This window comes from Luteolibacter flavescens, from assembly GCF_025950085.1.
GTDB lineage: Bacteria > Verrucomicrobiota > Verrucomicrobiia > Verrucomicrobiales > Akkermansiaceae > Haloferula > Haloferula flavescens.
The window spans coordinates 99,418-123,358 of the sequence record NZ_JAPDDS010000015.1 but is presented as its reverse complement, the minus strand read 5'-3'; the positions used below and the strand labels follow the sequence as shown (position 1 = coordinate 123,358).

Genomic DNA, 23,941 nt, shown 5'->3' with positions numbered 1-23,941 from the left:
GGCAAGCCGGGCGGTGGCGTGCAAGTTGAGGAGTCGGGAGTCGCCGCCCGTGAGGGTAGGGCGTGCCCGTGCACTGCTGTCCACACACATGAAAATCGCCATTGGATCCGACCACGCCGGTTTCTCGTACAAGCGGGAAATCATCGCCCAGCTCCGAGCCCGGGACATCACCGTCATCGATGTCGGCACCGACTCCGAGGCCCCTGTTTCCTACGTGCCCTTCATCCGCGAGGTCGCGCTGGGCGTGGCCGAGGGGAAGTATAGCTGCGGCATCGTGCTCGGCGGCTCCGGCAATGGTGAGGCGATGGCCGCGAACCGCATCAAGGGCGTCCGCTGCGCGCTGTGCTGGAATGTCGAGACCGCGAAGCTGGCCCGCCAGCACAACGACGCGAATGTCCTCTCGCTCGGCGAGCGTGTGATCGACCTGCGCACCGCCCTTGCCATCGTTGATACTTTCCTCGCCACGCACTTCGAGGGTGGCCGGCACGTGGAGCGCATCCACGAACTCGACGCATGAGCCCCGCCGAGATCGAGGCCTTCTTGCACGAGAAGATCCCGCTCGCCCGCGCGATGGGAGTGCGGGTGGAGTCGTCGGACGCCGAGACCTTCATCCTCACCGCGCCGCTGGAGCCGAATCACAACCACCTCGGCACGGCATTCGGCGGCAGCCTCGCCGCGCTCGCGACCCTCACTGGCTACGCGTGCCTCTGGCATTCGCTCGATGACCGCGACGCGCACGTGGTGATCCGCCGCAGCGAGCTGGACTACCGCCACCCCGTGACCGGCACGCTGCGCGCGATCTGCCGGCGACCAGACGAGCGCAAGCTCGCGGACTTCCGCGCGACCTTTGCCAAGGCGGGCAAGGCAAGGATCAGCCTGGAGGTGGAGATGGAGGAAGCCGGCCGGATCTGCCTGCACTTCCGCGGGGACTTCGTGGCGGTGCGGTAGCTTTGTTTTGCGAACCCGGGCAAAAGGTCATTCTCTATCATCATGGACGTCAGGGAGAGGTTTGAAGACGAACTGAGGAGCAGGGGTGTCGCTTTCACCATCGACCCGGAGTCCATGCGACATTCGATAAAAGTCGGAGATGGCCAGCTCCTGGTGAGCTTGGAAAACCTGCAGCGTGATGTGAAGAGTGACGGCGATATCGGGCGCATCTCGCGCTTCGTGGATGCTGTCCTCGCGGCTTCGCCGGAGTCCGATACAGATTTATCGGCGGATCGGCTTTTCTGGAGTCTGGAGCCAAATGATTACGAGGAATGCGCCGAGATCCGTGAGGCGCTCAGTGACCGGGTCGACCGAGTGCTAGTCCACGTCTCTTCCGACGACCGGCTGATCAGTTGGGTGACGGCTGACATGCTGGATACGCTCGTCTTGAGCGAGATCGAGGCGGGGGAACGAGCATTTGAAAACCTCGCAAAGGCATTGGAGTCAGCCACCTTCCAAGTGTCGGACATCGATGGGGTGCCACTCGGCTATTTGGAGACCACGCTTCCTTTCAAGGCTGCTCTCCTGCTCGCGCCCAATTTGAAAGACGTTTTGGGGCCGAGGCTAGGTTGGCCTCTGCTTGCCGTCGTGCCGGATCGGGATTTCATTTACCTCTGGGCAGCCGAGCATGTGGCCCTCACAGGTCGTCTTGGACGTGTGGTTGTCAGGGAATACTCGAATTCAGCTTATCCAGTCTCGACCGAAGTTTACGAGGCTTCCGACCAAGGTATACGAGCCATTGGCGCGTTTCCGGTTGGCTGAGCTGCATTTTGGCGTGAGGCATTCCAAGGAACATTGATCCCGTTCGTAAGGGTAGCTGCTGCTGCGAAGGCTCATTTGAATCACCATGTCTTCCGACACCCTCACCCTCCTCCGCGCTGGCCAGCTCGCCGGGGCCACGCGGCTCGATCTTTCCTGCGGGCTGAGGGAGTTCCCGCGGGAGATCTTCGACCTCGCGGACTCGCTGGAGGTGCTGAATCTCTCCGGGAATCGCCTCGCCGATCTCCCCGATGACCTGCCGCGGCTGGGGAAGCTCCGCATCCTCTTTTGCTCGGAGAATGACTTCAGTCACGTCCCGTCGGTCATCGCGGAGTGCGCGGGGCTTTCCATGGTCGGCTTCAAGTCGAACAGCATCGCGCGGGTGGAGGCGCTGCCGCCCTCGCTGCGGTGGCTGATCCTGACCGACAACCGGATCGAAGCGCTGCCCGCCTCGATTGGAAATTGCCGACCGCTCCAGAAGCTCATGCTTTCCGGCAACCGCCTCGCGGGCCTGCCGGAAGAAATGGCCGCCTGCACGAATCTGGAACTCATCCGGCTCGCGGCGAATCGCTTCGAGTCACTGCCGCCGTGGCTGCTGGAGATGCCGAGTCTCGCGTGGCTCGCCTTCGCGGGAAACCCGTGTGCGCCTTCGCCGGAGGCCACCGGGGCCGCCACGATTCCTTGGGCGGATCTCCGGATCGATGAAAAGCTTGGCGAGGGCGCGTCCGGGGTGATTCATGCGGCCCGGAGGATTTCCGATGGTCGCTCCGTTGCCCTGAAAATCTTCAAGGGCAGCATCACCAGCGACGGCCTGCCGGATAGCGAGCGCCGCGCCAGTCTCGCCGCCGGGAGCCATCCGGGCTTCATCCCGGTCCTCGGGGATCTGGCGGGGCATCCCGCGGGTGCGGCGGGATTGGTCATAGATCGCATTGGGCCGGAGTATCGTCCGCTTGCCGGGCCGCCCGACTTCGCCACTTGCAGTCGTGATGTCTATGCGCCCGGGGAATCGTTCAGCCTGCCCGTGGTGGGAAAGATCGCTCGCGGCCTCGCCTCCGCGGGGGCGGCACTGCATGCGAAGGGAATCCTCCACGGCGACTTCTACGCGCACAATGTCCTGCGGGATGCGGATGGCCACGCGATGCTGGGAGACTTCGGCGCGGCGTCGTTTTATCCGGCGGGCGATGCGAGGTTCGAGAAGATCGAGGTGCTGGCCTTCGGTCGCCTGCTCGGGGAATTGTTAGATCACTGCGATTCGGAATCCGCATGTCTGAGGAGGCTGCAGGAACACTGCCTCTCGGTGGAACCCACGCTGCGTCCGTCGTTTTCTGAAGTGCTCCGGAAACTGGCCGCGCTGGTGTAGGGTCACTCGGCCTCGGGGCAGGGGGCAACAACGCCGGGCGACCGCGTCGTCATCAGCACGAAGGCGGCGGCGATGGAAAGGCCGATGACGCCGGCCGCGGCCCAGCCCACATGCTGGAGCCCAAAGCCATCGATCACGCGCCCTCCGATGATCGCTCCGAGGCCGATGCCCATGTTCGCGCCCGAGATATTGAGGGACGCCCCGAGAGCTGCATTGGCGGAAGCGGACTTCATGACCCGGACGTGGGACACGGTGAAGAGCGCCGCCTGTGCGATGCCCCAGACCGCGAGGACCAGGGCGAGCATCGCGTAAGACTTCACGACAGGCACCAGCAGGATCATCGCGAGTGCAATCGGCGCGCTGAAGGCGATCGAGGCTCCGAGCGGGCTGCGGTCCACGAGGCGACCGCCGAGCCAGTTGCCGATCATTCCCACGCCGCCGAAGCCCATCAGGATCCAGCCGACCGTGGTGCCATCGAAGCCACCGAGGCGCTCGAGGATATCGGCGAGGTAGGTGTAGGCCGTGAACATCCCGGCGAAGACGAGGAGCGAGAGCAACACATGGCCGCTGACGATCGGATCCCGCAGGATGCCCAGTTGCGAGGTGACCGGGGCGGACTCTTTCTTCCCCTCGATCACGGGAAGGACGAAGAAAAGCAGGGCTGCCTTGATCAAGGAAAGCACCGCCAGTGAAGCAAAGGCAATACGCCAGCCGAAGGCATCCGCGACCAAGGTGCCGATGGGAATGCCAAAAATGGTCGCGGCCACGATGCCGAAGGACACCATCGAGATCGCTTTCCCCGCGCGTTCGGGACCCGTGATGGCGACGGCCGTTTCACTGGCCAGCGCCCAGAAGACGGGCAGCATCACCGCAGGAATGAAGCGGGCGAAGGCCATGATGCCGAAGTTCGGCGCGGTCGCCGCGAGCAGGTTCGACAACGCGAACAGCAGCAGCGTGGTGACGAAAAGCCGCTTCCTCTCGAAGCGCGAAAACGACGCCGTGAGCGGCGGTCCGACCACGGCCACGGTGAAGGCGAACAAGGTCACCAGCAGTCCCGCGCGAGACACGCTGACCCCGAGATCGCGAGCCATCGCGGGCAGCAGGCCCACGATCACGAACTCGGTGGTCAGCACGGTGAACCCGGCGGCGGAGAGAAGTATGATGGGCAGGATCGAGCGTTCGCCCCGGGATGAATCCGTCATGATGGAAAATGAAAGGAGCGTGGCACTCGCCTTCAAATGAAGGGGAAGGGCACCACGCTCCGGAGAAGCAATCAGGCGGCCAATGCGGCCAGAAGAACCGCCTTGTCCTGCACGCCGCGGAAGACATTCACCGCCTCGCCGTTCTTGAAGACGATCAGGGTGGGGATCGCCTTGACGCCGAAGCGCCGGGCAAGCTCGGGGTGGGCATCCACGTCCACCTTGGCGACGAGGGCCTTGCCTTCCTGCTCGGTGGCGATCTGGTCGACCACGGGGCCGATCATTTTACAAGGGCCGCACCATGAGGCCCAGAAGTCCACAAGCACGGGCTGGTCGGTGCCGGCAAGCGCGGCATCGAAGGTGTCGCTGTTGAGTTCGATGGTTTTCATATCGTGCCCCTTCGATGAGGGGTTTATGTAACGAACGGTATATATCTATCCGCTGGACAAGCCGGGGTCAAGCGACATTTTTTACCGTCAGGTATGAAACCCAGTGAGACCCCATCGCCCATCGGTCGCCCGCGCGCGTTCGACGCCGACGTGGCGCTGGACCGGGCGCTGCGTGTCTTTTGGGAAAAGGGCTACGAGGGGGCATCCATGGCCGACCTGACGGAAGCGATGGGCATCAACCGCCCCAGTCTCTACGCGGCCTTCGGGAACAAGGAGGCGCTCTTCCGGAAGGCACTGATCCGCTACTGCGAAGGCCCGGCCTCGTATGTGGCATTGGCGCTGGAAGCCTCGACGGCGCGGGAGGCGGCGGAAAAGCTGCTGGCGGGTGCGGTGAATCTTTTGAGCGATCCGGAGAATCCCTGCGGATGCCTTTCCATCCAGAGCGCGCTCGCCTGCGGTGACGAGGCGACGTCCGTGAAGCAGGAGCTGGTGACGGTGCGGTGCGAGACCCTGCGGTCGATCGAGGAGCGATTCGCGAGGGCGAAGGAGGAGGGGGAATTCCTTGCCAGCGTGGACACGAAGCGGCTGGCCCGCTACGTTTCCACGGTGATCCAGGGGCTGGCGGTGCAGGCCGCGAGCCGGGCGACCGGGTGCGAGCTGAGGGGCGTCGCCGAGCAGGCGATGGAGGCCTGGCCGACCTGAATCCGCCCTCCGGGACTGATTTTTAGCGGTCCGTGGCAGGAACGCCACGTGCTTACCCCTTGCCAAGCGGGGCAAAAGCGTCCATAGCCCCGCCCCGCCCGCGCCCGGGCCAACGCCGCCATGTCCCTGAAGATCCGCAACCTCGCCATTATCGCCCACGTTGACCACGGGAAAACCACCCTCGTCGATCAGCTCCTCCAAGCCGGCGGTACCTACCGCGACAACCAGGCGCAGCAGGAGCGCGCGATGGACTCGATGGACCTCGAAAAGGAAAAGGGCATCACCATCAAGGCCAAGAACACCTCCATTCACTGGGAAGGCTACACGATCAACATCGTCGATACCCCGGGCCACGCCGACTTCGGCGCCGAGGTGGAGCGCGTGATGAAGATGGTGGACGGCGTGCTCCTCGTGGTGGACGCCTCCGGCGGCCCGCAGGCGCAGACCCGCTTCGTGCTGCGCAAGGCGATGCAGGAAGGCCTCAAGCCGATCGTGGTGGTCAACAAGATCGACCGCCCGCTCGCCACCCCGATGAAGGTGCACGACCAGGTGCTGGAGCTCCTTCTCGACCTCGATGCCGATGAAGAGCAGTTCAATGCTCCCTTCAGCTACGGCTCCGCCCGTGACGGTTACTTCATGGACAGCCCCGATGACGAGCGGAAGGACTGCGTGCCTCTTCTCAAGAAGATCATCGAGCACATCCCCGCGCCAAAGGCCGATCCGGATGCTCCTTTCCTCATGCTCGTCTCGAACATCGAGTGGGACGACTACGTCGGCCGCGTCGCCGTGGGCAAGGTCCTCGGCGGCAGCGTGAAGAAGGGCGACACCGTCTGGCTGCTCCGCGAGGACGGCACCAAGCAGCAGTCGAAGGTGATGAAGACCTTCAGCTACTCCGGTCTCGCCACCACCGACTCCGAAGGCTGCAGCGCCGGTGGCATCGTGGGTGTCGCCGCAGGCATCGACAACGTGAACATCGGCGAAACCATCGCCGGCACCTCGGACCAGGAGCCGCTTCCCTTCGTCGCCATCGACCCGCCGACCGTGTCGATGCAGTTCTCCATCAATGACGGCCCGCTGGCCGGCAAGGAAGGCAAGCACGTCACGTCCCGCGCCATCCGCGACCGCCTGATGCGCGAGCTGAAGACGAACATCTCCATCACCGTGGAAGACACCGATACGTCCGGCGTCTTCAATGTCTCCGCCCGTGGCGCGATGCAGATCGCGGTGCTGGTCGAGCAGATGCGCCGCGAGGGCTTCGAAGTCCTCGTCTCCCGCCCGGTCGTGATCTTCCGCAAGGATGACAATGGCAAGATCCTCGAGCCCTTCGAGACCCTCTACGTCGAGGCTCCCGGCGACTACACCCAGGGCATCCTGAAGATCCTCATGAACCGCAAGGGCATGATGGAGCACATGGATACCGAGGCCAGCGGCCGCGTCTTCATCCAGGCATGCATCCCCACCCGTGGCCTCATCGGCTTCGAGACCGAGCTGGTCAACCTGACCTCCGGCCACGGCATCATGAGCCACCTCTTCAAGGAGTACGCCCCGCACGCCGGCGAAATCCAGAACCGCACGACCGGCACGCTGGTCTCGATGGATTCCGGTGCCGCCACGCCCTACTCGCTGCAGATGCTCGAGGAGCGCGGTGTGCTCTTCGTCGCTCCCGGCGATGCCGTCTATGAAGGCATGCTGGTGGGTGAAAACCCCCGCGTCGGCGACCTGCCGGTGAACCCGGTGAAGGAGAAGCACCTAGACAACATGCGCTCCTCCGGCAAGGACAAGACCTCGAAGCTCACCCCGGCCATCCGCTTCTCGCTCGAGCGCGCGATCGAATACATCGACGCCGACGAGCTCGTGGAAGCCACGCCGCAGAATATCCGCCTGCGCAAGCGCATCCTCGATGCGAATGCCCGCAAGCGCGCCGCCAAGGGCCTCAACTACGAGGACCGCAGCAACCGCGGCTGATCCCAAGTAAGAGAGAGAAACCCACGTTTTCCCTCCTATCCTTCCCTGCACGGGCCGTCCTCTTCCGAGAGTACGGCCCGTGTCCTTTTTCATGCTGGCGATTTCGTCATTATTGCGTGGCGAAATCGCAGCAAGGAAAAGAGGGGCAGTGGCGTTGAATCGGGAAAGCTCTTCCCATGATCACCCGCCGCACGCTCCTGAAAAATTCCGCACTCGCCGCTTCCGCCTTTGCCCTGCCCCTGCAGGCGGAGGAGAAGGCCGGGAAGAAACTCCGCATCGGCCTCATCTCCGATGTCCACAAGGACCTCGTACCGGACGCGGACGAGCGCCTGAAGGCCTTCATCGACAAGATGAACGCGGAGTCCGTGGACGCGGTGATGCAGCTCGGCGACTTCTGCACGCCGAAGCCGGCGAACCAGGGATTCCTCGATCTCTTCCACTCCTTCCGCGGCCCGCACTACCACGTGATGGGAAATCACGATACGGACGGTGGATTCACCCGGGACCATACGGTGGCCTTCTGGGGGATGGAGAGCCGCCATTACTCCTTCGACCTCGGCGGATATCACTTCATCGTGCTGGATGCGAATGACCGTCCGGCGGATTGGAAGAGCGGCTACCCGCGGTCCATCGCCGCGGACCAGATCGAGTGGCTGCGGAAGGACCTCGAAGCCACGCGGCTGAATACCTTCGTCTTTTCCCACCAGAGCCTGGAGCGGCCGAACTGCATCACGAACCAGCAGGACGTGCGCGTCGTGCTGGAGGCCGCGAAGACCCCGGACGGCAAGCGGAAGGTCGCCGGATGCTTCAATGGCCACTGGCACATCGACCACGCCCGCGAGATCGGCGGCATCCCGTACATCCACATCAATTCCGCGTCTTACTTCTACATGGGCGGCGTGAAGAATGACTCGGTCGATCCCGAGCTCGCCAAGAAATTCCCCATCCTCACCGTGAGCGCGAATTACGAAGGCCCGCTCTACACCGTGCTGGAGATCGATCCCGCGGCGGGCACCTTCACCCTCCGCGGGATGGAGTCGGCATGGCGCGGCAAGTCGCCGAAGGAGATCGCCCCCACGCGGGAGAACGAGGTGGGTGCCTGGGCGCGCCCCTCGATCACGGCGGGGAAGTGGGACCTGGCCTGACGCCCGATAATCAGGTTGGACGCGGGGCCCGGCGCGAAGCATCTTCCCCGCGTGCTCCCCGCGCTGACCGGCTACGACCCCGCCGCCCTGGAGGCCTATCTGGCCGCCGAGGGCCAACCTGCATTCCGCGCCGGGCAGATCCTCGACTGGATCTGGAAGAAGAAGGCCGCCTCGGTCGATGCCATGAGCAATCTGCCCGCGGCCCTGCGCGAGAAGCTCACCTCCGGCTTTCGCCTGCACGCGCTGGAGCATGCGATCACAAATGGCAGCGCGGACACCACGCGGAAGTTCCTCTTCAAGCTCCACGACGGCCGCTACGTCGAGAGCGTGCTCATCCCGGCGAATCCGGCGCTCTATGGCGAGAAGTCGGACCGCCGGACGCTGTGCGTCTCCTCGCAGGTGGGCTGCGCTTACGGGTGCAAGTTCTGCGCCTCGGGCCTCGCGGGATTCTCGCGGAATCTGGAGCCCGCGGAGATCGCCGGGCAGGTCCTGATGGCCGAGCGCCTCTCCGGCGAGCGCGTGGACAATCTCGTCTTCATGGGCATGGGCGAGCCGCTGGCGAATCTGGACAACCTGCTCGCCGCCATCTCCATCATCACCTCGCCGTGGGGCCTGCACCTCGGCGCGCGGCACCTCACGATCTCCACCTCCGGCCTCGTCCCGCAGATCCGCAGGCTGGCCGAGCACCCGCAGCAGATCCGCCTCGCGATCTCGCTGCACGGCGCCACCGATGACGTGCGCGGCCAGATCATGCCGGTGAACAAGAAGTGGGGCACCGCCGAACTCTTCGACGCGCTCGACTACTGGAACTCCCGGAAGAAGCAGCACCTCACGCTGGAGTACATCCTCATCGAGGGCGTGAATGACGATCTCGAGCAGGCACGCATCCTCGCGAGCCACGCGCGCCGTCTGAAGGCGAAGGTGAATCTGATCCCTTACAACACGGTCGATGGCCTCGACTGGAAGCGTCCGTCCGAAGCGCAGTGCCGCGCCTTCCGCGACATCCTGAAGAACGCCGGCGTCGCCGCGACGCTGCGCCTGGAAAAAGGCCACGACATCGCCGCCGCCTGCGGCCAGCTCCGCCTGAAGCAGGAGACCGAGGAAGGCATCATCGAGGCCCCCATGAAGGTCCGCTGAAAAGTGGCTGCGGCATCCTGCCGCAAGCCGGGCAGGGGAAGGCTAGCGGCAAGATGCCGCAGCCACTTTCGCCTACTCGCCCTCCTTCAGCACCTCGCGGACCTCCACGATCATCCCGCTGAAAAGTGGCCGCGGCATCCTGCCGCAAGCCGGGCAAGGGGAAGGCTAGCGGCAAGATGCCGCAGCCACTTTCGCCTAATCGCCCTCCTTCAGCACCTCGCGGGCCTCCACGATCATCCCGCTGAAAAGTGGCTGCGGCATCCTGCCGCAAGCCGGGCAGGGGGAGGGCTTGCGGCAAGATGCCGCAGCCACATTCACCTACTCGCCCTCTTTCAGCACGTCGCGGACCTCGACGATCATCCCTTCGACTTCGCCGAGGATTTCATCGAGCTCCTTCCGCGAGAAGGCGCGCCATATCGGTGTCGCCAGTCCTTCCTGATCCGCGGAGTCGAGTCCGCTCAGGGCATCGCGCAGGCATTCGCGCACCTTCTTCAGCCGCACCAGCACGCTCCCGGCGATCCAGTCTTCCGGCGGCCACTCGTCCGTGGTGGCGAGTGCGCCGGAGAGCTTGGCTGCGGCGGTCTGCGTGCCGTAGATCACTTCCAGCAGCGGGTGCTCCTGCGTGGCGGGCTCGTCCAGCCACTCGCCCACCTCGTGGTGCATGCGGATGCCCAGCTCCATGCAGCGCTCCACCAGCGGGTGACTCTCGGGCTCCTTCCAGTCATCGGACTTCGCCTCCTCGATCGCCTCGGCGCAGATCTGGTTCATCTCCTCGATCCAGCGCTGGCGTTCCTCCTTTTCCTCGGGCGTCAGCTCCGGCTCCACCTCGCCGCGTTCGCGCTTCAGGCGCTCGCGTTCCTCGTCGAAGACCCGCTCGAAATCCTCGTGCCCCTCGCGCTCGAGCCGTGCCTGCACGCGATCCAGCAGCAGGTCCATGCGGGCCGCCTCGGCATCGGCTTCCGCCTCGGCCTTGCTCTGCGGGGCATCGTCATCATCCTCGTCTCCGGCACCGGCCACGGTCGCGGCCAGCATGCGGTCCATGAAGGTGGTCATCGCCTCGGCATTCGCCTGGCGTTGCGCGACTTCTTCCTCCTCGCTCATCGTCCACACCGCGGTATCGTCCAGCTCCAGCGTGAAGCCCGCCGTCTCGATCACCACGCGGCCGTTGTATTGGCTGAACCACTCCAGGTAGAGCGAGTTCCCCCAGTGCCAGGGGAAGGGCTGCTTCTTCTCGTAGCAGACCAGCAGCTCCTCCATCGAGACATCCGGCACCTTCACCTTCCGCGACGCGGTGATGTCCCCGGCCACGCCGTCTTGCAGCGTGGCGAAGCCGTCGCGGAGGCCCGGCTTCGGCTCCGGATTCGTGAAGCGCAGCAGGTGCCCCGCGAGATCTCGCCACGCATTCCCCTCCAGCTCCAGCGTCACCGGCTCCTCGCGATCCACGAACCAGATCCGCCCCGTGACCTTCCCGCGCGTGCGGTTGTCGATCTCCCCGCGGATCACGTGCTCATCGATGCGCCATGCCATATGGGACTACCTTGGGCCGCCGCACGGGAGATGTCACGCCGCAGTCACGCCCGCAGGTGAGATGTGCCCTTCATCCGTGGAATCCCTCGCGGATCGCCACCAGCAGGGCCTCCACCCGCGCCCGGTCCGGCTGATCGGGCAGGTCACTCTTTTCAAATGCCGCCTGCACCCCGGCCAATTGCTCCTCGGCCCGTGCCACCAGGTCCTCGTAGGCAAATTCGCCCGACCGCACCCGCAGCAGATACTCGCGGTTCGGCCGGCGGATGCGCAGCACGCCTTCCGTCGCGATCTCCCCGGCCATGTCGAGCAGGCGCAGCGTGTGCATCAGGTTCTTCGAGTCATAGCCGCGGCCGTGGCTGGCATTCGTCGCATAGCGCTCCTCATTCCGCTGGCCCACCCACTCCCAGTATTCGCGGTGGGCCTTGCAGTGCGCCTGGAAGGCATCGCGGTTGAAGTGCATCCACCCGACCGGCACGGCCTCCCTCGGCACGCTGCTGAAGATGAGCGTGTCGGGATCCCGCGGAGAAACGATGCCGCGCGGATCGCTGCTACTAGGTTCATGGTAGATCGCGAACATCCCCGCCGCGTGTTGCACCGCGGTGATGCCGCATTCGCGCGGGCTCATCCCGCGTGCCGCCAGCCAGTCGAGCACGGGCGTGCTGCCCTGGCCCTCCGGCACGTGGCAGAAGTCCAGCATCGCGCGCCGCTGTTCCGGCTCGGGGTTCACGATCTTCTTGTTCAGCCCGCGCGCCTTGCGGATCTGGCCCATGGCGTATTCGCCGAAGGTCTTCGCACACAGTTTCGACAGGAAGATCTCCGGCTCCAGCCACCCGAAGAGCGGGTGCCGGTGGCGGATGCAATCGTCCGGCATCGCGAGCAGCTCCAGCGCGTTCGGATTGTTCTTCAGCAGCAGCGAGACGAAGTGCCCGAGCTCGTAGTAAACCTGGTCGCTGCGCTCGTCGGCCACCTGCTCGATCTCGTCCAGCCCGAGCAGGAATGACCGCGGTGCCGCGAAGACCCCGCGCCGGTCCTCGTCGGAGCCCGCGATGGCGGTGCCGTAGGCGTGGCTGCCTGCCACCGTGTCGAGCAGCAGCAGATCGTGCCCGCGCACGCGCTCCAGAGTGAAGTCCGCGGGCTTCATCACGTGCGACGGGCGGCGGATCTCCGCGCGCAGCAGCGCATCCAGCGGCTCCGTATCCACGGGCTTCCCGGGCGTGTGGACCTGCTCGGCCAGCGAGGCCGTGAGGAAATCATCCAGCGCCGGCAGTCGCGGCATCCGCTCGCCCTCGGAGGTCCGCGCCTTGTGCTCCAGCAGTGCGGGGATCAGCGCGCGGATCTCCTCCGGAGCGTCCGGCACCAGCTCCGCGAATGCCACGGGAGGGATGCCCTTTCCCGCGGCGATCCAGCGGGCGCACAGCGTGGCCCGCAGCGCGTAGAGGTAGTCCTTTGCCCGCACCTGCTCGTCCGCCAGCTTTCCCAGCACCATCTGCCGTGCCAGGCCGTGGTAGTGGTCCCGCGAGGCCCGGGGTGAAAATACGGCGCGTGCCGTACTTTGCCAGCGCTCGCGGAAGCCGGGCTCGCAGCGATACACCACCGGCGAGTGCAGCCACTCGACCAGCGCGCCATTGCTCCTCCCCAGCAGCCGCACTGCCTTCCGCACGTCCCACCCTCCGGCATCCAGATCGCCCTCCTCCAGCGGCAGGTCGATCGACTCCATGCCATCCAGCACGGAGAGATAGGTCTGCTCCTGCCGCACGAAGATGAAGCGGATATCGTAGTCGCTGTCCGGCGAGGCGAAGCCCCATGCGCGGCTCCCGGACTCGCAGGCATAGGGGATCGTCACGCCATGCTGGCGTTCGATGCGGTCGAGCAGTGCTTGGATGGCGTCTTCCATGCCACCGCCATGGGGCCTGAAACCTGCCATGCGGGGAAGTGGAAAAAAGTCACTGTGAAGAACAGCCATTCAACCGCAGATGGACACGATGAACGCAGATGAAGAGGTGATCGGGACCAGGATGGATGGGATGGATGGGATGGATGGGATGGATGGGATGGATGGGATGGATGGGATGTGATCGGAATCCGGCTGATTATCCGTGTCCATCGTGTTCATCCGTGGTTGGATGGGTATACCTCAATCATATCTGGCTGCCTTAATATACCTGCTTGGCGACGATCATGGCATGTCGTTAGGATGAAGCGTCGGCTCTCCTGATTTCACCATGCGCTACGAACCTGCGGATTTTTATTTCAATGGCGAGCTGATGCCGGCTTGGGGCGCCAGTTGGAGTTTGGCCGGCTTGGCCGAGCTTCTCGATAGCAGCGATTCGTGGGACGCGGACTACAGCCATCGCGACGTCTGGATTATCTATTGCAGGATCGACCACGAGGGAACGGTCGAGAGCTGCGATCCGCGGGTGTTCTTGTATGTGATTCAGGAAGTCGTGCTCCTGCTCCTGCGTCACTCGGAGCAGATGCTGGTCTCCCTGAAGGGCGACGCAGAAGATCCCGTGAAAGTGCACCGCCAGATGGTGGACGCGGCTTTCGCGATGAGGAGGTCGGTCATCGAGAAGGGATGCGCCTTCTGGTGCTCCGGCACTACGGAGGATCTCCAGCAATGCGTGGACTGGATGGAGCGGTCGCGATTGCCCGCGGACGATCCCCGCTATCAGGAGCCACCGCATGTGGAGAGTGAGAAGAGTTCCTTGGATTCGCTTCTCAAAAGCCAGGCGACGAATTTGCACCGGCTTGCGCAGGCAGGTCGCTTCGATCGCGAGTTGAGGAAGGAACTGCTGCGGATTTGAGCGGAGGGCTTTCCGTCAAGCGATGGTGCCGAGCCGGCTGGCGCTTCTGGTGCTCCTCCAGCGCCAACCCACCAGACCACCCCAGGAGATGAAATAGAGAGATGCGACGCACCAATGCGGAATGACTAATTGCGATTTGTAAGATCCAATGTGGCCCCAATTAATATATTCGGGCACGGGGAGCCAGTCTTGGGCGTCGTTCCGTCGTCGGTCAGATCGACACTTTGTGGGCCAACGCGAACCGCCCAAGGGATCCGGCGAGTGGACGAACATCAACGAGCCCGCGTGGTGGTGTAGCCTATCGGAATAGGAAATCGATCCCCGGAAGATGAGATGGCCGCACTAGTGGAGAACTTCATCGAATCCACCCACGCCCATAGCAGGAATATCAGTCCCGGCACGCCGAACCAAAAGGCGCGGGAACGGAGCAGACGGAAACGGGGCGGACTGCCTTTCATGAAGGAACCCTAGGCTTCCGGCGAATGGAGCAGGAATCCAAAAGCACCGAACCCCTTTGAGCCTTCGCCTCTCGTCGTAAGCACGCGAATGAACGCAGATGAAGAAGGGATTGGGGCCAGGATGGATGGGATGGATGGGATATGATCGGAACGCGGCTACTTATTTGAGTTCATCCTGCATTTATCGACCACGGATGAACACGGATAGACACAGATGAAGAAGCGATGGAGTGCTTGCGTTGCCGAGAGATCGGGCCCCTGGGAGCGCCGGTCATCAGACCGGCCCGCCTCACCCCGCGCCCCGCCCGCTCCCCAAAAAGCTTCAACATGGCTCCGAGTAAAGCCGGTCGTAACCTCAAGCTCTCCCCGGCAGTCTCCCACCGGGAACGCGGAATTCATCTCGCGCGAGTCACCACTGCTGCTGTGGTTGAGTTCCATCCGCCGAAGATGATTTCGGGCAGAAGAACGATCTGAAACCATGAACTCGCCCGAGCATTCTCAAGAGCAGCCTTTCAACCGCAGATGGACATGATGAACGCAGATGAGGAGGGGATCGGGACCAGGATGGATGGGATGGATGGGATATGATCGGAATCCGGCTGTTTATCTGTGTCCATCGTGTTCATCTGCGGTTGAAAACTCCATCCGTCAGAGGCAACAGCGTCTGGCCTCTTTATCCCATCCGTCCTGATGCTGAGCCGTGCAGTTCATCTGGGTTCATCCGTGGTTGATGAATGCGGCAGTGAGAGAGGACTCGGGCGGAATGAATTCCGCGTTCCCAGTGGGGGGCGATGCGGGCGTCCGTGGTGGGGGCGGGCGATGAGGGACCACTCGGGCCGGTCTAATGACCGGCGCTCCCAGGTGGGGGACGGCGCTGCCAAGGGGCGGTGCTCCACGGGGGTAGAAATGCAAAAAGGCGGCAGCCCTTTCAGCCACCGCCTTTCGTCGTCCTTCTGCGAATGACCGCGGCGGGCACGGGAGTAAACCCAAGAAATCCCGCACCCGCCGTGGTGCACCGCGATGGAGGTCAGTTAAACCCAAGAAACCTTCCTCCACCGCGGACCATCCGCTAACCAGGAAGAGCTTTCACGGTGCCAACACGGGCTCCCTTTTTCCAAAAATGTATGAATCGGGAATCATCCCGATGTGATCGACGATCAAATCCGGCTCATAGGCGAACTTCTTCAGGTCCTGCCGGCGGGTGCCGCCGCTGAGCACGAGCACGCTGCGGTAGCCCATCTGCACCGCACCGAGGATGTCGGTCTCCATGGTGTCTCCCACCATGATGACATCATCGGTGCGGAGGCCCATTTCCTTGCGGGCGGCTCGCATCATGACCGGGCTCGGCTTGCCGACCGAGAAGGCTTCCACGCCGGTCGCCTTTTCGATCATGGCGACGATCGCGCCGCAGCCGGGGCGGGTGCCCTGGTCGGTCGGGCAGTTCGGGTCGGGATTCGTGGCGATGAGGCGTGCACCTTTTTCCACGAGGCGGACACCACGCTCGATCATCTCGAAGGTCATGGTGCGGCCTTCGCCGACGACCACGAAGTCCGGATCATCATCCACCACGGTGAGGCCGTTGCGGTGGAGGGCGGCGGCCAGGCCGTGCTCGCCGATGACGTAGGCCGTGCCATTCGGCTTCTGGGAAGCCAGGAAGCGGGCGGTGGCCATCGCGCAGGTGAAGACCTCGTTCTCGCTCGCCTCGATGCCGAGACGGCGCAGCTTCAGCGCGACGTCACGGCGTGCGCGCTGCGAATTGTTCGTGAGGAAACGAAAGGGAATGCCGTGATTCCGCAGTCGTGTGATGAAGTCGGACGCTCCGGGGATCAACCGCGATCCCCGGTAAATGACGCCATCCATGTCGAGTAAGAAGCCAACGGTTGCCATGCCACGAACCTAGCGGCTGGCATGCCACCGGGTGGCCCGCAGCAGAAAGCGCCCTGAAGCGCCCTCATGCCGCGAAGCGGTCCGGGTGATCCTCTTGAATGTTTGGCCGATTCAATCAACGGGACCTCTGAAATCGGTCAGCCGTGTGGCGATCCCGTCACGGGTGGTCCTTCAGCAGCTCGTCAGGAGTGTAGAAATCGATCTTCTCCTTCGTCGCCTCGCGGATCTTCGCGACGGTTTCCGGCTTCACCGCGGGTGCCTGGTTGCCGAAGCTGTTGCGCACGTACGTCAGCACGCCCGCCACTTCCTTGTCATTGAGAAGCGGCCCGAAGCCCATCATGGGAGGCACACCGGTGGTCGGGTCGAATTTCGTGCCCTTCACCGTGATGGGTCCATAGAGGCCCTTCAGCGTGAGTTTGATCAGGCGCTCTTCATTGCCGGTGACCCACTCGCTGCCGTCGAGCGGCGGGTAGATCTTCTCCTGTCCCTTGCCGTCCGCCTGGTGGCAGGTCGCGCAGTGTGCCTCGCGTGCGAAGACTTCCTTGCCGAGTCTCCAGAGCTCCAGTTCATCGGCGGGCAGCTTCGGCTCGGCGGGTGCCGCGGTGGCTTCCTCGGGCTGCAGCTTCAGCTTGCCAGAGAGGTAGTCGGCGGCTTGCGGGTTCGCGCTCAGGTCGAGCTTGCCGTCTTTCTTCAGCGTCTCGATGTCGTCGCCCAGCGTGAGGAAGGCGGTCTTCACCGCTTCCGGCATCCACTTCTCGATCGGATGCTTCATCACCTCCAGAGCGATCAGCGCGCCGTCGGTATTATCCAGCCATGACGCGGCCGCGAGTGCCTGGAGACGCACGAGCGGCTCGGGGTCTGCCGCCGCTTTCATGAGGATGTCCTTGTGGTCGGGGATCTTCCTCCACGCATGGCGCACCACCTCCACGGCAGCGGCGCGTGCCTGGTGCGCCTTCGCCCCGAGGCATAGGCCGAGGATCTCGCGGTCCACCTGGTTCTGCGCCCACGTGGCCCACAGCGCTTCGCAGAGGTGGTGCTCATAGCGCGCGTCGGACTTGTCCAGCGTGGTGATCCACGCCTTCGCCGCGGCGGTCACCACGTCGGCCGGGTGGCCGCGCAGCTCGCGGCGCGTGCGGTAGCGGGTGCGATACTCGGGCTCCTTCAGCAGGTTGAAGAGACCGGCGACGGAGCTGTCCACGATGTTCGCGGGCTTCACCAGCGGGCGCGTCTTGTGCGTGATGCGGTAGATGCGGCCATGCTCCTTGTCGCGCTTCGGATCGCGCGCCGAGTGCTGCATGTGGCCGATCAGCGCATTGTGCCAGTCCACGATGTAGAGCGAGCCATCCGGCGCGAACTCCAGGTCGCACGGGCGGAAATTCGGATCCGACGAGGTGACGAGGTCGCCGAGGTGCTTTCCGGAGAAGCCACCGCGGTCCTCCCACACCTGGTGGATGCTGGTGCCGAGGAAGCCGATCGAGTTGTTCGTCATGAAGCCGCCCTGCAGCTCGTCCGGGAAATGCCGCGACGAGATGAATTCCGCACCTGCGGTGGGGCGGGCTCGCTTCGGCGCGAATTCACCGATCTTGCCGGTCTCGTAGCTGAAGGGTGCCTTGATCGAGATCGGCAGGCCCCAGTAGTTGTTCCCGCCCGAGGCGTCCGCGATGAAGCACTGCTGCCAGTCATCGAAGGCGATGCCCCATGGATTGTTGAAGTACGTCTGCACGTAGCGGTCGAGCCGCCACGTCTTCGGATCGAAGCGCCAGATGCCGCCGCCCGTGCATCGCTGCGGGCCATAGGGCGTCTCCACCTGCGAGTGGAGGAAGACACCTTCGCCCATGTAGATCGCGCCCGCGGAGTCCGTGGAGAAGGCGTGGATCGCGTGATGCGTGTCGTGCGGGTCGAAGCCGTGCAGGATGTATTCGCGCTGGTCCGCCTTGTCGTCGCCATTGATGTCGCGCAGCAGCATCAGGTTCGGCTCCTGGGAAACGTACACGCCCTCCGGCGCGAGCTCGATGCCGATGGGCAGGTGCAGGCCGTCGGCGAAGACGGTTTGCTTGTCCGCCCGGTTGTCCCCGTCGGTGTCTTCCAGGATGAGGATCTTGTCGTTCGGCATCTCATCGCCGGGCCGGTAGTGCGGATAGCTCGGCATGGTGCAGACCCAGAGGCGGCCGCGGTTGTCGAAGGTCATCTGCATCGGATTCGCCAGATCCGGGAAATCCTCCTCGCTGGCGAAGACGCTGATCTCGAAGCCATCCATCATCTTGAAGGACTCCAGCGCCTTCTTCTCGCGGAGGTACTGGATGGGGCGGTCGAAGTTCGTCTTCACCTCGTCCAGCGGACGGGTCTTCTCGTCCGCGGCCTTCAGGTCGGTGGTCTTTCCGCGCAGCGCGGCCCAGATCGCCTGGTCGCGGTTCACGGTCATCCCTCGGATCTTCTCGACCTCCTGCGGGTAGTTGAAGTCGCCGTAGGGCTGGAAGCGGCGGCCGTAGGCATGGACGCCATTCAGCATGCGGTGGTCGTTTTGCCAGAACCACGACTTCTCCTTCACCAGCCGGAGCACCTCGCTCGGATTGCTTTCCAGCAGGATCGCCTTCGGTTCGTAGAGTTCCCCGGCGAGGATGTCCCCGATCTGGCTGTCCCCGTATTCATTCAGGGAAAAGCCATTCATGGTGAAGGGCTGCTTCGTCTCCGCGTAGGCCTTCTTCGTCGCGGTGAAGAGATCGATGAAGCCGACCTTCTGGTCTTTGGCCACCTCCGCCATCACCTGCGTGTAGCGGGCGAGATTCTCGTTTTCCTTCGTGCCATCCGGCAGGTCGAAGAATCGGGTGAGATCCTCGAAGGCGATCGGGGAAACCAGCACGAGCTTCGGTGCGGACTTGCCGTTGTACTTCTGCGCGAGCGTGTGGGTGACGAAGGCGGTCAGCTCCTTGCGGTACTTCTCCACGCCCTCCGGGCCGTCGAAGGACTCGTTGTAGCCGAAGAAGGCGAGGATGGTGTCCGCCTTGCAGATCGCCAGCCACTCGTCCTCGGACGGGTAGTGGCCCTCGCCCTTGTGCTGGTTCAGCTCGGGGCGCAGCGCCTCGCCGCCGGGGAAGGCCCATGGGGTGCTCCGTCCCGCGCGCGGGCGGTAGGCCGGGGTGTCGCCGGGGTAGCACATGTTCCGGAGCGTCAGGTCCTGCTCCGGGAAGCGCAGGAGGAGCTGCATCTCGAAGCCTCCGTAGTACTGCATGCGCTCGCCGAGGCCATTCCCGAGCATGACGATGCGCTCGTTCTTCTGCGGCTCCTTGAAAAGCGGGGCCGCGTGCAGCGGGGACGAGAGGAGGACGGCGGCGATGGCGAAAACTCGGGCTTTCATGACGGGTGCTGTCGGTGGGCGACTTGCTGGAATAGCCGACCAGAGGCGGGAATCTGTCTTTTCGTCCGGAAAAGTCTGCTTGGTTTTGTTTGGCAGCGGGCGCTTGCGGGGCTGGCCGGGACGGGCCAATCTGGAAACGTGAAAACCATCATGCAAGCGCTCGCCGCCGGACTGCTGCTCGCCGGCGCGGCCGCCGGAGCCGAGTGGCAGGAGCTTTTCAATGGCCGGGATCTCACCGGCTGGGAGCCGCAGACCAAGGTGGACTGGCAGGTGAAGGACGGCGCGATCGTCGCCACGAAGGGGGCCGACGGGCTGCTGACCACCCGCGAGACCTACCGGGACTATGAGCTGGAGGTGGAATTCCGCGCGCCCGACGGGACGAACAGCGGCATTTTCCTCTCGACGCCGAAGACCGTCACCGACCCGGCGAACGAGTGCTACGAGGTGAATATCGCCCCGGCCTCGAATCCTTTTCCCACAGGCAGCCTGGTGGGCCGCAGCCGCCACGATGGCGGGGAGGCCCCGGAGTGGCGGAAGCTGAGGATGAAGGTGGAGAGCGGCCGGGTACTCGTCTGGCTGGGTGACAAGCAGATCATCGACTACAAGGACCGCAAGCCGCTGGAAGGCGGGCACATCGGCCTGCAATTCCGCGAGGGACGGGTGGAATTCCGCGGCATCCGCATCCGCAAGCTGGGCCTGCCGTGACCCCGGACCCGCGAACCATCGCCACCGAGGTCCGCGCCGTCTATCGCGAGTGGGAGCAGCGCCCGCTGGAGCGCTCCTGCACCGGCAGCGGGGACTGCTGCCGCTTCCGGGCGACCGGGCGGACGCCGTTCCTCACGAAGGGCGAGGCACTCGTCGCCGCGCTCGCATGGCGGGCTGCGGGGCGGACCGAGGTGCCAGCCTCGCCGGACGGGGCGTGCCCTTTCCTGAAGAACAACCGCTGCCAGATCTACGAGGGCCGGCCCTTTGGCTGCCGAACCCATTTCTGCGATGCGGCGGGAGGCCCGGCCACGCGGAAGGAAGTCCGCGACCTGATCCAGCGGCTGGAGGATATCGACCACCGGCTGGGTGGGAATGGCGGGGTGAATCTCCCGGGGGCGGTCGCCGCAGCGATGGCCTCGCTGGGCCGTCGCCGTTGAGCCGCGGGCGGCGGGATGAGGCATCCGGGCAAAAAAATTGCCGCCGGGGTCCCACCCCCGGCGGCTAAAATCATCATCCGTCCGACCGGGGGGTCATTCGGCTGACAATGTGCTGTTCACCCTTACATGAACACCACGCAGAACGTGGTCTTCATAGGGATAGACCCTTGGGGCGGGTGGACGTTCAAAAGTTCTGAAACTTTTTTCCCGGATCTTATTTCCGGCGGTAGACCTCGCTCTCCGGCACGGCCCGGCGCAGGGCTCGCAACACCTGCCGCGTCTCCTCGTCCACCGAGAAGACCATCACGTAGGCCTCTCCGCCCCAGGCCCGTACGATATCCGTCTCCAGCTTCCGGCGGGAGTGGTCGGTCAGATCGTAGGTGAGTTCCAAGGCGATGACCACGAATGGCCAGCCACGGAAGTGCTCGACTTCCTTCGACACCATCAGAGCCCGTTTCACCCCGGATGAGGCATCGAGCAGGTCGCGGAGCGCCTGCAGATCGTTGCTGCACAGTTCGTGAGGGAGGAAGCTGTCGGTTGCCTTGAGCTGGCTCCGCTCCATCAGGGCGGCGCGCAATTCCAGATCGTGCTGGTGCGCCCGGTCCTTGATGAGGGCCGCTTCCAGCACCCGGCCCTGGTTCGCGTGAAATCTCTCCAGCGCCTCGTATGCCTGGCTGGCGATCGCAGGGTCGCTGGTCGCGCGCTCGAGGAAATCGCAGGCCGTGGGGTCGGACTTTTCCGCCAGATGGCTGCCGCGCAGGTAGAGGGCGCCGGAGTGGGCGGGCTGGCGCTCCAGCAGCGCCATTACCTCGGGCTGCACCTTTTCCAGCCCGTCGAGGCGGACCAGCGCGGCGATCCGGTCCCAGGCCTTGCGCACACCCGCGACCTGCTCCAGCTCCTGCTGGTGGGTCCGCTCGTCGTGGGTCTTCTTCGACTCCTCCACCCACATGCTGCTGAAGTGGCGGCGGGACCGGTCGAGGAAGCCCGGGGCGAAAAGCCGGTCGGCAGCCGAGGTACCGTCAGGCAGGGGCTGGGGGAGTTCGCAGGCGGCGGACTCCGGGATGCCCAGCGCGGCCAGTCGCCTCGCGAGGCCCGGATGGCTCTCGGTCGGGCCGGTGCCGACGGCCATGGCCTCGGCCAGCCACAGGGCCGCCTGCCGTGGCTCCACCGGCTGGCGGATCGCCTTTGAAAGCCGGTCCATCACATCGGTCGGGAAGTCGCCATTTTTCTGCATGGCGAGGTCCAGCGGCTCCCAGAAGACGCAGCCGGTGTGCTTCCCGAGGATCGCCAGGCGGCGCAGGCCGGACGCCAGTGTCTCCGGGGAGACGGCCCGGGCGGCGAATTGATCCGCAGCCAGCTCGCTGAAGCGCGACAGGACGAGCACCCGCGAATTGAAATGCAGCCAGAACCACTGGAAGAACTCGCCCACCACCGGGACGTCGCCATTCCGCGTCAGCCGCTCCATCACGCGCTCCCACGTTTCGCGGGTGCGGTAGAGCCAGGTGCAGGTCTTCCCGTCCGCGCGGGTGAGATGGCCCATCTCGTGGGCGAGCACCGCCCGCAGCTCGTCGAGCGGCAGGGCCTCCAGCAGCGGCACCCCGATGACGAGGTGGGCACGATACCAGCCGAAGAAGCCGATGCGCGGATTCTGCACCACCGAGGCGTTCATTTCCGCATTCAGCGTTACTTGATGAAAGCGGACGCCGCCCGCGAGATCGCCGAGGTCGCGCAGCAGCCGGTGGAGCTCCGGGTGGTCCTTTGGCTTCAGTGGCAGCCCGGCCGGGGGCTCGAAGCGCACCCACAGGCAGCCCAGCATGAAGGAAATCAGGCTCAGGCCGGCCAGCGCGATCGCCCCGGCGAGCAGGATAGCCCCGGGCGTATTATAAAGGACCGCCATCACCACGCCGGTGATCACCAGCATGACCCCGGCGAGCACCGGGGCGGCCAGTGCGCCGTAGCCGAGGCTCACCCAGCCGACCGTGCGCTTCAGCAATCCCTCCGGCCGATCGCTCCAGGCGATCTCAAGCCGGTGAACCAGGGACTCGAAGCGTGTTTGCGACATCAGTGGGGGAAATGTGTGTGGTCGATTAATCTAACGGGCATCATGGGACAACACAAAAAGATAGGGCGAAAAGCATGATTCATGATGCATGAATGTCTTTCCGGGAGTTCGGGGTATTCCATGAGCATCTTCCTCCGCATTTATTGCGCCGCAAGGGTATTTCAGCCGCATCCGGTGACTCGGACCGGTGGCTCTTGGAAATCAATGCCATGACTTGGCATTAAAATCGCAACGAGCCTATAATGTCCGATTTCCCCCCCCTTCGGGAGTTACGGTTTTCCTACCGGCGCGGGTAGGTCACCCGCCACAGGACGAGCCCGTGGGCGGGGGCATTCATCCCGGAAAAACGGCGGTCCTTCCCCTCCAGCATCAGCTTCACCCCGTCCGCGGGAAAGCGCCCGTAGCCGACCTGCACGAGGGTGCCGACGATGCCGCGGCACATCTTATAAAGGAAGCCGCTGCCCTCGATGACGAAGGTCAGCTCCCGGCCCGAGCGGACGATGTCGCAGCGGGTCAGGGTGCGGACGGCGTCCTCCAGGACGTCGCCACGGTTCGCGGTGAAGGCGCGGAAATCCTGCCTGCCGGGGAAATGGGCGGCCGCTTCCCGCATGGCGGCGAGGTCGAGCGGGCGGGGGGCGTGCCAGGCCTGCGTCCGCAGCAGCGGATTCATCACGGCATCATTCCAGACCCGGTAGCGGTACTGCTTCCTGGTGGCGTCAAAGCGGGCGTGGAAGGAGGCCGGGGCCTTCACCGCGGCCATCACCCGGATGTCCTCCGGGAGCAAGGCATTGATGGCCAGCGCCAGATGCCGCGCCGGCATGCGGAATTGCCCCGCGGGGATCTCGAAGTGCGCGACCATCCCGCGGGCATGCACCCCGGCATCCGTGCGGCTGGAGCTTTCCACCTGCGGGGCCGCCGGGAAGAGCTTCGCCAACGCGGCCTCCACCTGATCCTGCACGCCGAGGCCGGAGCGCTGCGACTGCCAGCCCTGCCAGGCCGCGCCATCGAAGGCGAGGGTCAGCTTGAATTTCAGCAGTCGCACCCCGCCTTGAAACACCACCGC

19 protein-coding genes are annotated in these 23,941 nt (G+C 64.5%); 11 read left to right on the top strand and 8 right to left on the bottom strand.

Features of this window, described 5'->3' with window-relative positions; genetic code table 11:
- Positions 1-88: 88 nt before the first annotated feature.
- The 4 genes from rpiB to OKA04_RS21050 all read left to right on the top strand — a co-directional run bounded on the left by rpiB (position 89) and on the right by OKA04_RS21050 (position 3,106).
- The gene (gene rpiB, locus OKA04_RS21065) at positions 89-517 is read left to right on the top strand and encodes a ribose 5-phosphate isomerase B (protein WP_264503193.1); all 429 of its coding nucleotides are present in this window, start codon (positions 89-91) and stop codon (positions 515-517) included.
- Positions 514-948, top strand: coding sequence for a YiiD C-terminal domain-containing protein (locus OKA04_RS21060; RefSeq protein WP_264503192.1), 435 nt, complete (start codon positions 514-516; stop codon positions 946-948). The genes rpiB and OKA04_RS21060 overlap by 4 nt, the downstream gene beginning before the upstream one ends.
- A 42-nt stretch (positions 949-990) precedes the next feature.
- The gene (locus tag OKA04_RS21055; RefSeq protein WP_264503191.1) at positions 991-1,749 is read left to right on the top strand and encodes a hypothetical protein; all 759 of its coding nucleotides are present in this window, start codon (positions 991-993) and stop codon (positions 1,747-1,749) included.
- Positions 1,750-1,834: 85 nt separating this feature from the next.
- Complete coding sequence (locus OKA04_RS21050; protein WP_264503190.1) at positions 1,835-3,106, top strand: leucine-rich repeat-containing protein kinase family protein; 1,272 nt, start codon at positions 1,835-1,837, stop codon at positions 3,104-3,106.
- 2 nt (positions 3,107-3,108) lie between these two features.
- On the opposite strand, the gene OKA04_RS21045 is transcribed toward OKA04_RS21050, so the two are convergent.
- Entirely contained in the window at positions 3,109-4,308 is a 1,200-nt protein-coding gene (locus tag OKA04_RS21045; protein ID WP_264503189.1) for an MFS transporter, read from the bottom strand.
- Positions 4,309-4,379: 71 nt separating this feature from the next.
- Positions 4,380-4,694, bottom strand: a complete 315-nt coding sequence (gene trxA, locus OKA04_RS21040; RefSeq protein WP_264503188.1) for a thioredoxin — start codon at positions 4,692-4,694, stop codon at positions 4,380-4,382.
- 93 nt (positions 4,695-4,787) lie between these two features.
- Between trxA and OKA04_RS21035 the strand changes: the two genes are divergently transcribed.
- From OKA04_RS21035 to rlmN, 4 genes are all read left to right on the top strand, one after another.
- On the top strand, positions 4,788-5,396 hold the full coding sequence (locus OKA04_RS21035) for a TetR/AcrR family transcriptional regulator (RefSeq protein ID WP_264503187.1): 609 nt from the start codon (positions 4,788-4,790) through the stop codon (positions 5,394-5,396).
- 120 nt (positions 5,397-5,516) lie between these two features.
- Positions 5,517-7,361 (top strand): translational GTPase TypA, encoded by a 1,845-nt coding sequence (gene typA / locus OKA04_RS21030; protein WP_264503186.1) that lies wholly within the window; start codon positions 5,517-5,519, stop codon positions 7,359-7,361.
- Between the two features lie 176 nt (positions 7,362-7,537).
- Entirely contained in the window at positions 7,538-8,506 is a 969-nt protein-coding gene (locus OKA04_RS21025) for a metallophosphoesterase family protein (RefSeq protein WP_264503185.1), read from the top strand.
- Positions 8,507-8,557: 51 nt separating this feature from the next.
- Complete coding sequence (rlmN, locus tag OKA04_RS21020) at positions 8,558-9,643, top strand: dual-specificity RNA methyltransferase RlmN (RefSeq protein ID WP_264503184.1); 1,086 nt, start codon at positions 8,558-8,560, stop codon at positions 9,641-9,643.
- A 318-nt stretch (positions 9,644-9,961) separates the two neighbouring features.
- Here rlmN and OKA04_RS21015 read toward each other — a convergent pair whose 3' ends face one another.
- Entirely contained in the window at positions 9,962-11,170 is a 1,209-nt protein-coding gene (locus OKA04_RS21015; RefSeq protein ID WP_264503183.1) for a hypothetical protein, read from the bottom strand.
- Between the two features lie 70 nt (positions 11,171-11,240).
- The gene (locus tag OKA04_RS21010) at positions 11,241-13,094 is read right to left on the bottom strand and encodes a DNA polymerase beta superfamily protein (RefSeq protein ID WP_264503182.1); all 1,854 of its coding nucleotides are present in this window, start codon (positions 13,092-13,094) and stop codon (positions 11,241-11,243) included.
- A gap of 298 nt (positions 13,095-13,392) precedes the next feature.
- Between OKA04_RS21010 and OKA04_RS21005 the strand changes: the two genes are divergently transcribed.
- A complete protein-coding gene (locus OKA04_RS21005) occupies positions 13,393-13,974 on the top strand; it encodes a hypothetical protein (RefSeq protein WP_264503181.1) in 582 nt (193 codons plus the stop codon).
- Positions 13,975-15,518: 1,544 nt separating this feature from the next.
- On the opposite strand, the gene OKA04_RS21000 is transcribed toward OKA04_RS21005, so the two are convergent.
- The gene (locus OKA04_RS21000) at positions 15,519-16,292 is read right to left on the bottom strand and encodes an HAD-IIA family hydrolase (protein WP_264503180.1); all 774 of its coding nucleotides are present in this window, start codon (positions 16,290-16,292) and stop codon (positions 15,519-15,521) included.
- A gap of 184 nt (positions 16,293-16,476) precedes the next feature.
- Positions 16,477-19,674 carry a PVC-type heme-binding CxxCH protein gene (locus OKA04_RS20995; RefSeq protein WP_264503179.1) on the bottom strand — a complete coding sequence of 1,066 codons (3,198 nt, stop codon included), beginning with the start codon at positions 19,672-19,674 and terminating at the stop codon, positions 16,477-16,479.
- 150 nt (positions 19,675-19,824) lie between these two features.
- Here OKA04_RS20995 and OKA04_RS20990 point away from each other — a divergent pair, with 150 nt between their 5' ends.
- Entirely contained in the window at positions 19,825-20,379 is a 555-nt protein-coding gene (locus OKA04_RS20990; protein WP_264503178.1) for a 3-keto-disaccharide hydrolase, read from the top strand.
- Positions 20,376-20,816: a YkgJ family cysteine cluster protein gene (locus OKA04_RS20985; protein ID WP_264503177.1), complete on the top strand. Its 441-nt coding sequence runs from the start codon at positions 20,376-20,378 to the stop codon at positions 20,814-20,816. The genes OKA04_RS20990 and OKA04_RS20985 overlap by 4 nt, the downstream gene beginning before the upstream one ends.
- Positions 20,817-21,030: 214 nt before the next feature.
- On the opposite strand, the gene OKA04_RS20980 is transcribed toward OKA04_RS20985, so the two are convergent.
- Together OKA04_RS20980 and truA are read right to left on the bottom strand one after the other, a co-directional pair.
- Positions 21,031-22,878 (bottom strand): M48 family metallopeptidase, encoded by a 1,848-nt coding sequence (locus OKA04_RS20980; protein ID WP_264503176.1) that lies wholly within the window; start codon positions 22,876-22,878, stop codon positions 21,031-21,033.
- A gap of 280 nt (positions 22,879-23,158) precedes the next feature.
- Positions 23,159-23,920 carry a tRNA pseudouridine(38-40) synthase TruA gene (gene truA, locus OKA04_RS20975; RefSeq protein ID WP_264503175.1) on the bottom strand — a complete coding sequence of 254 codons (762 nt, stop codon included), beginning with the start codon at positions 23,918-23,920 and terminating at the stop codon, positions 23,159-23,161.
- Positions 23,921-23,941: the final 21 nt, after the last annotated feature.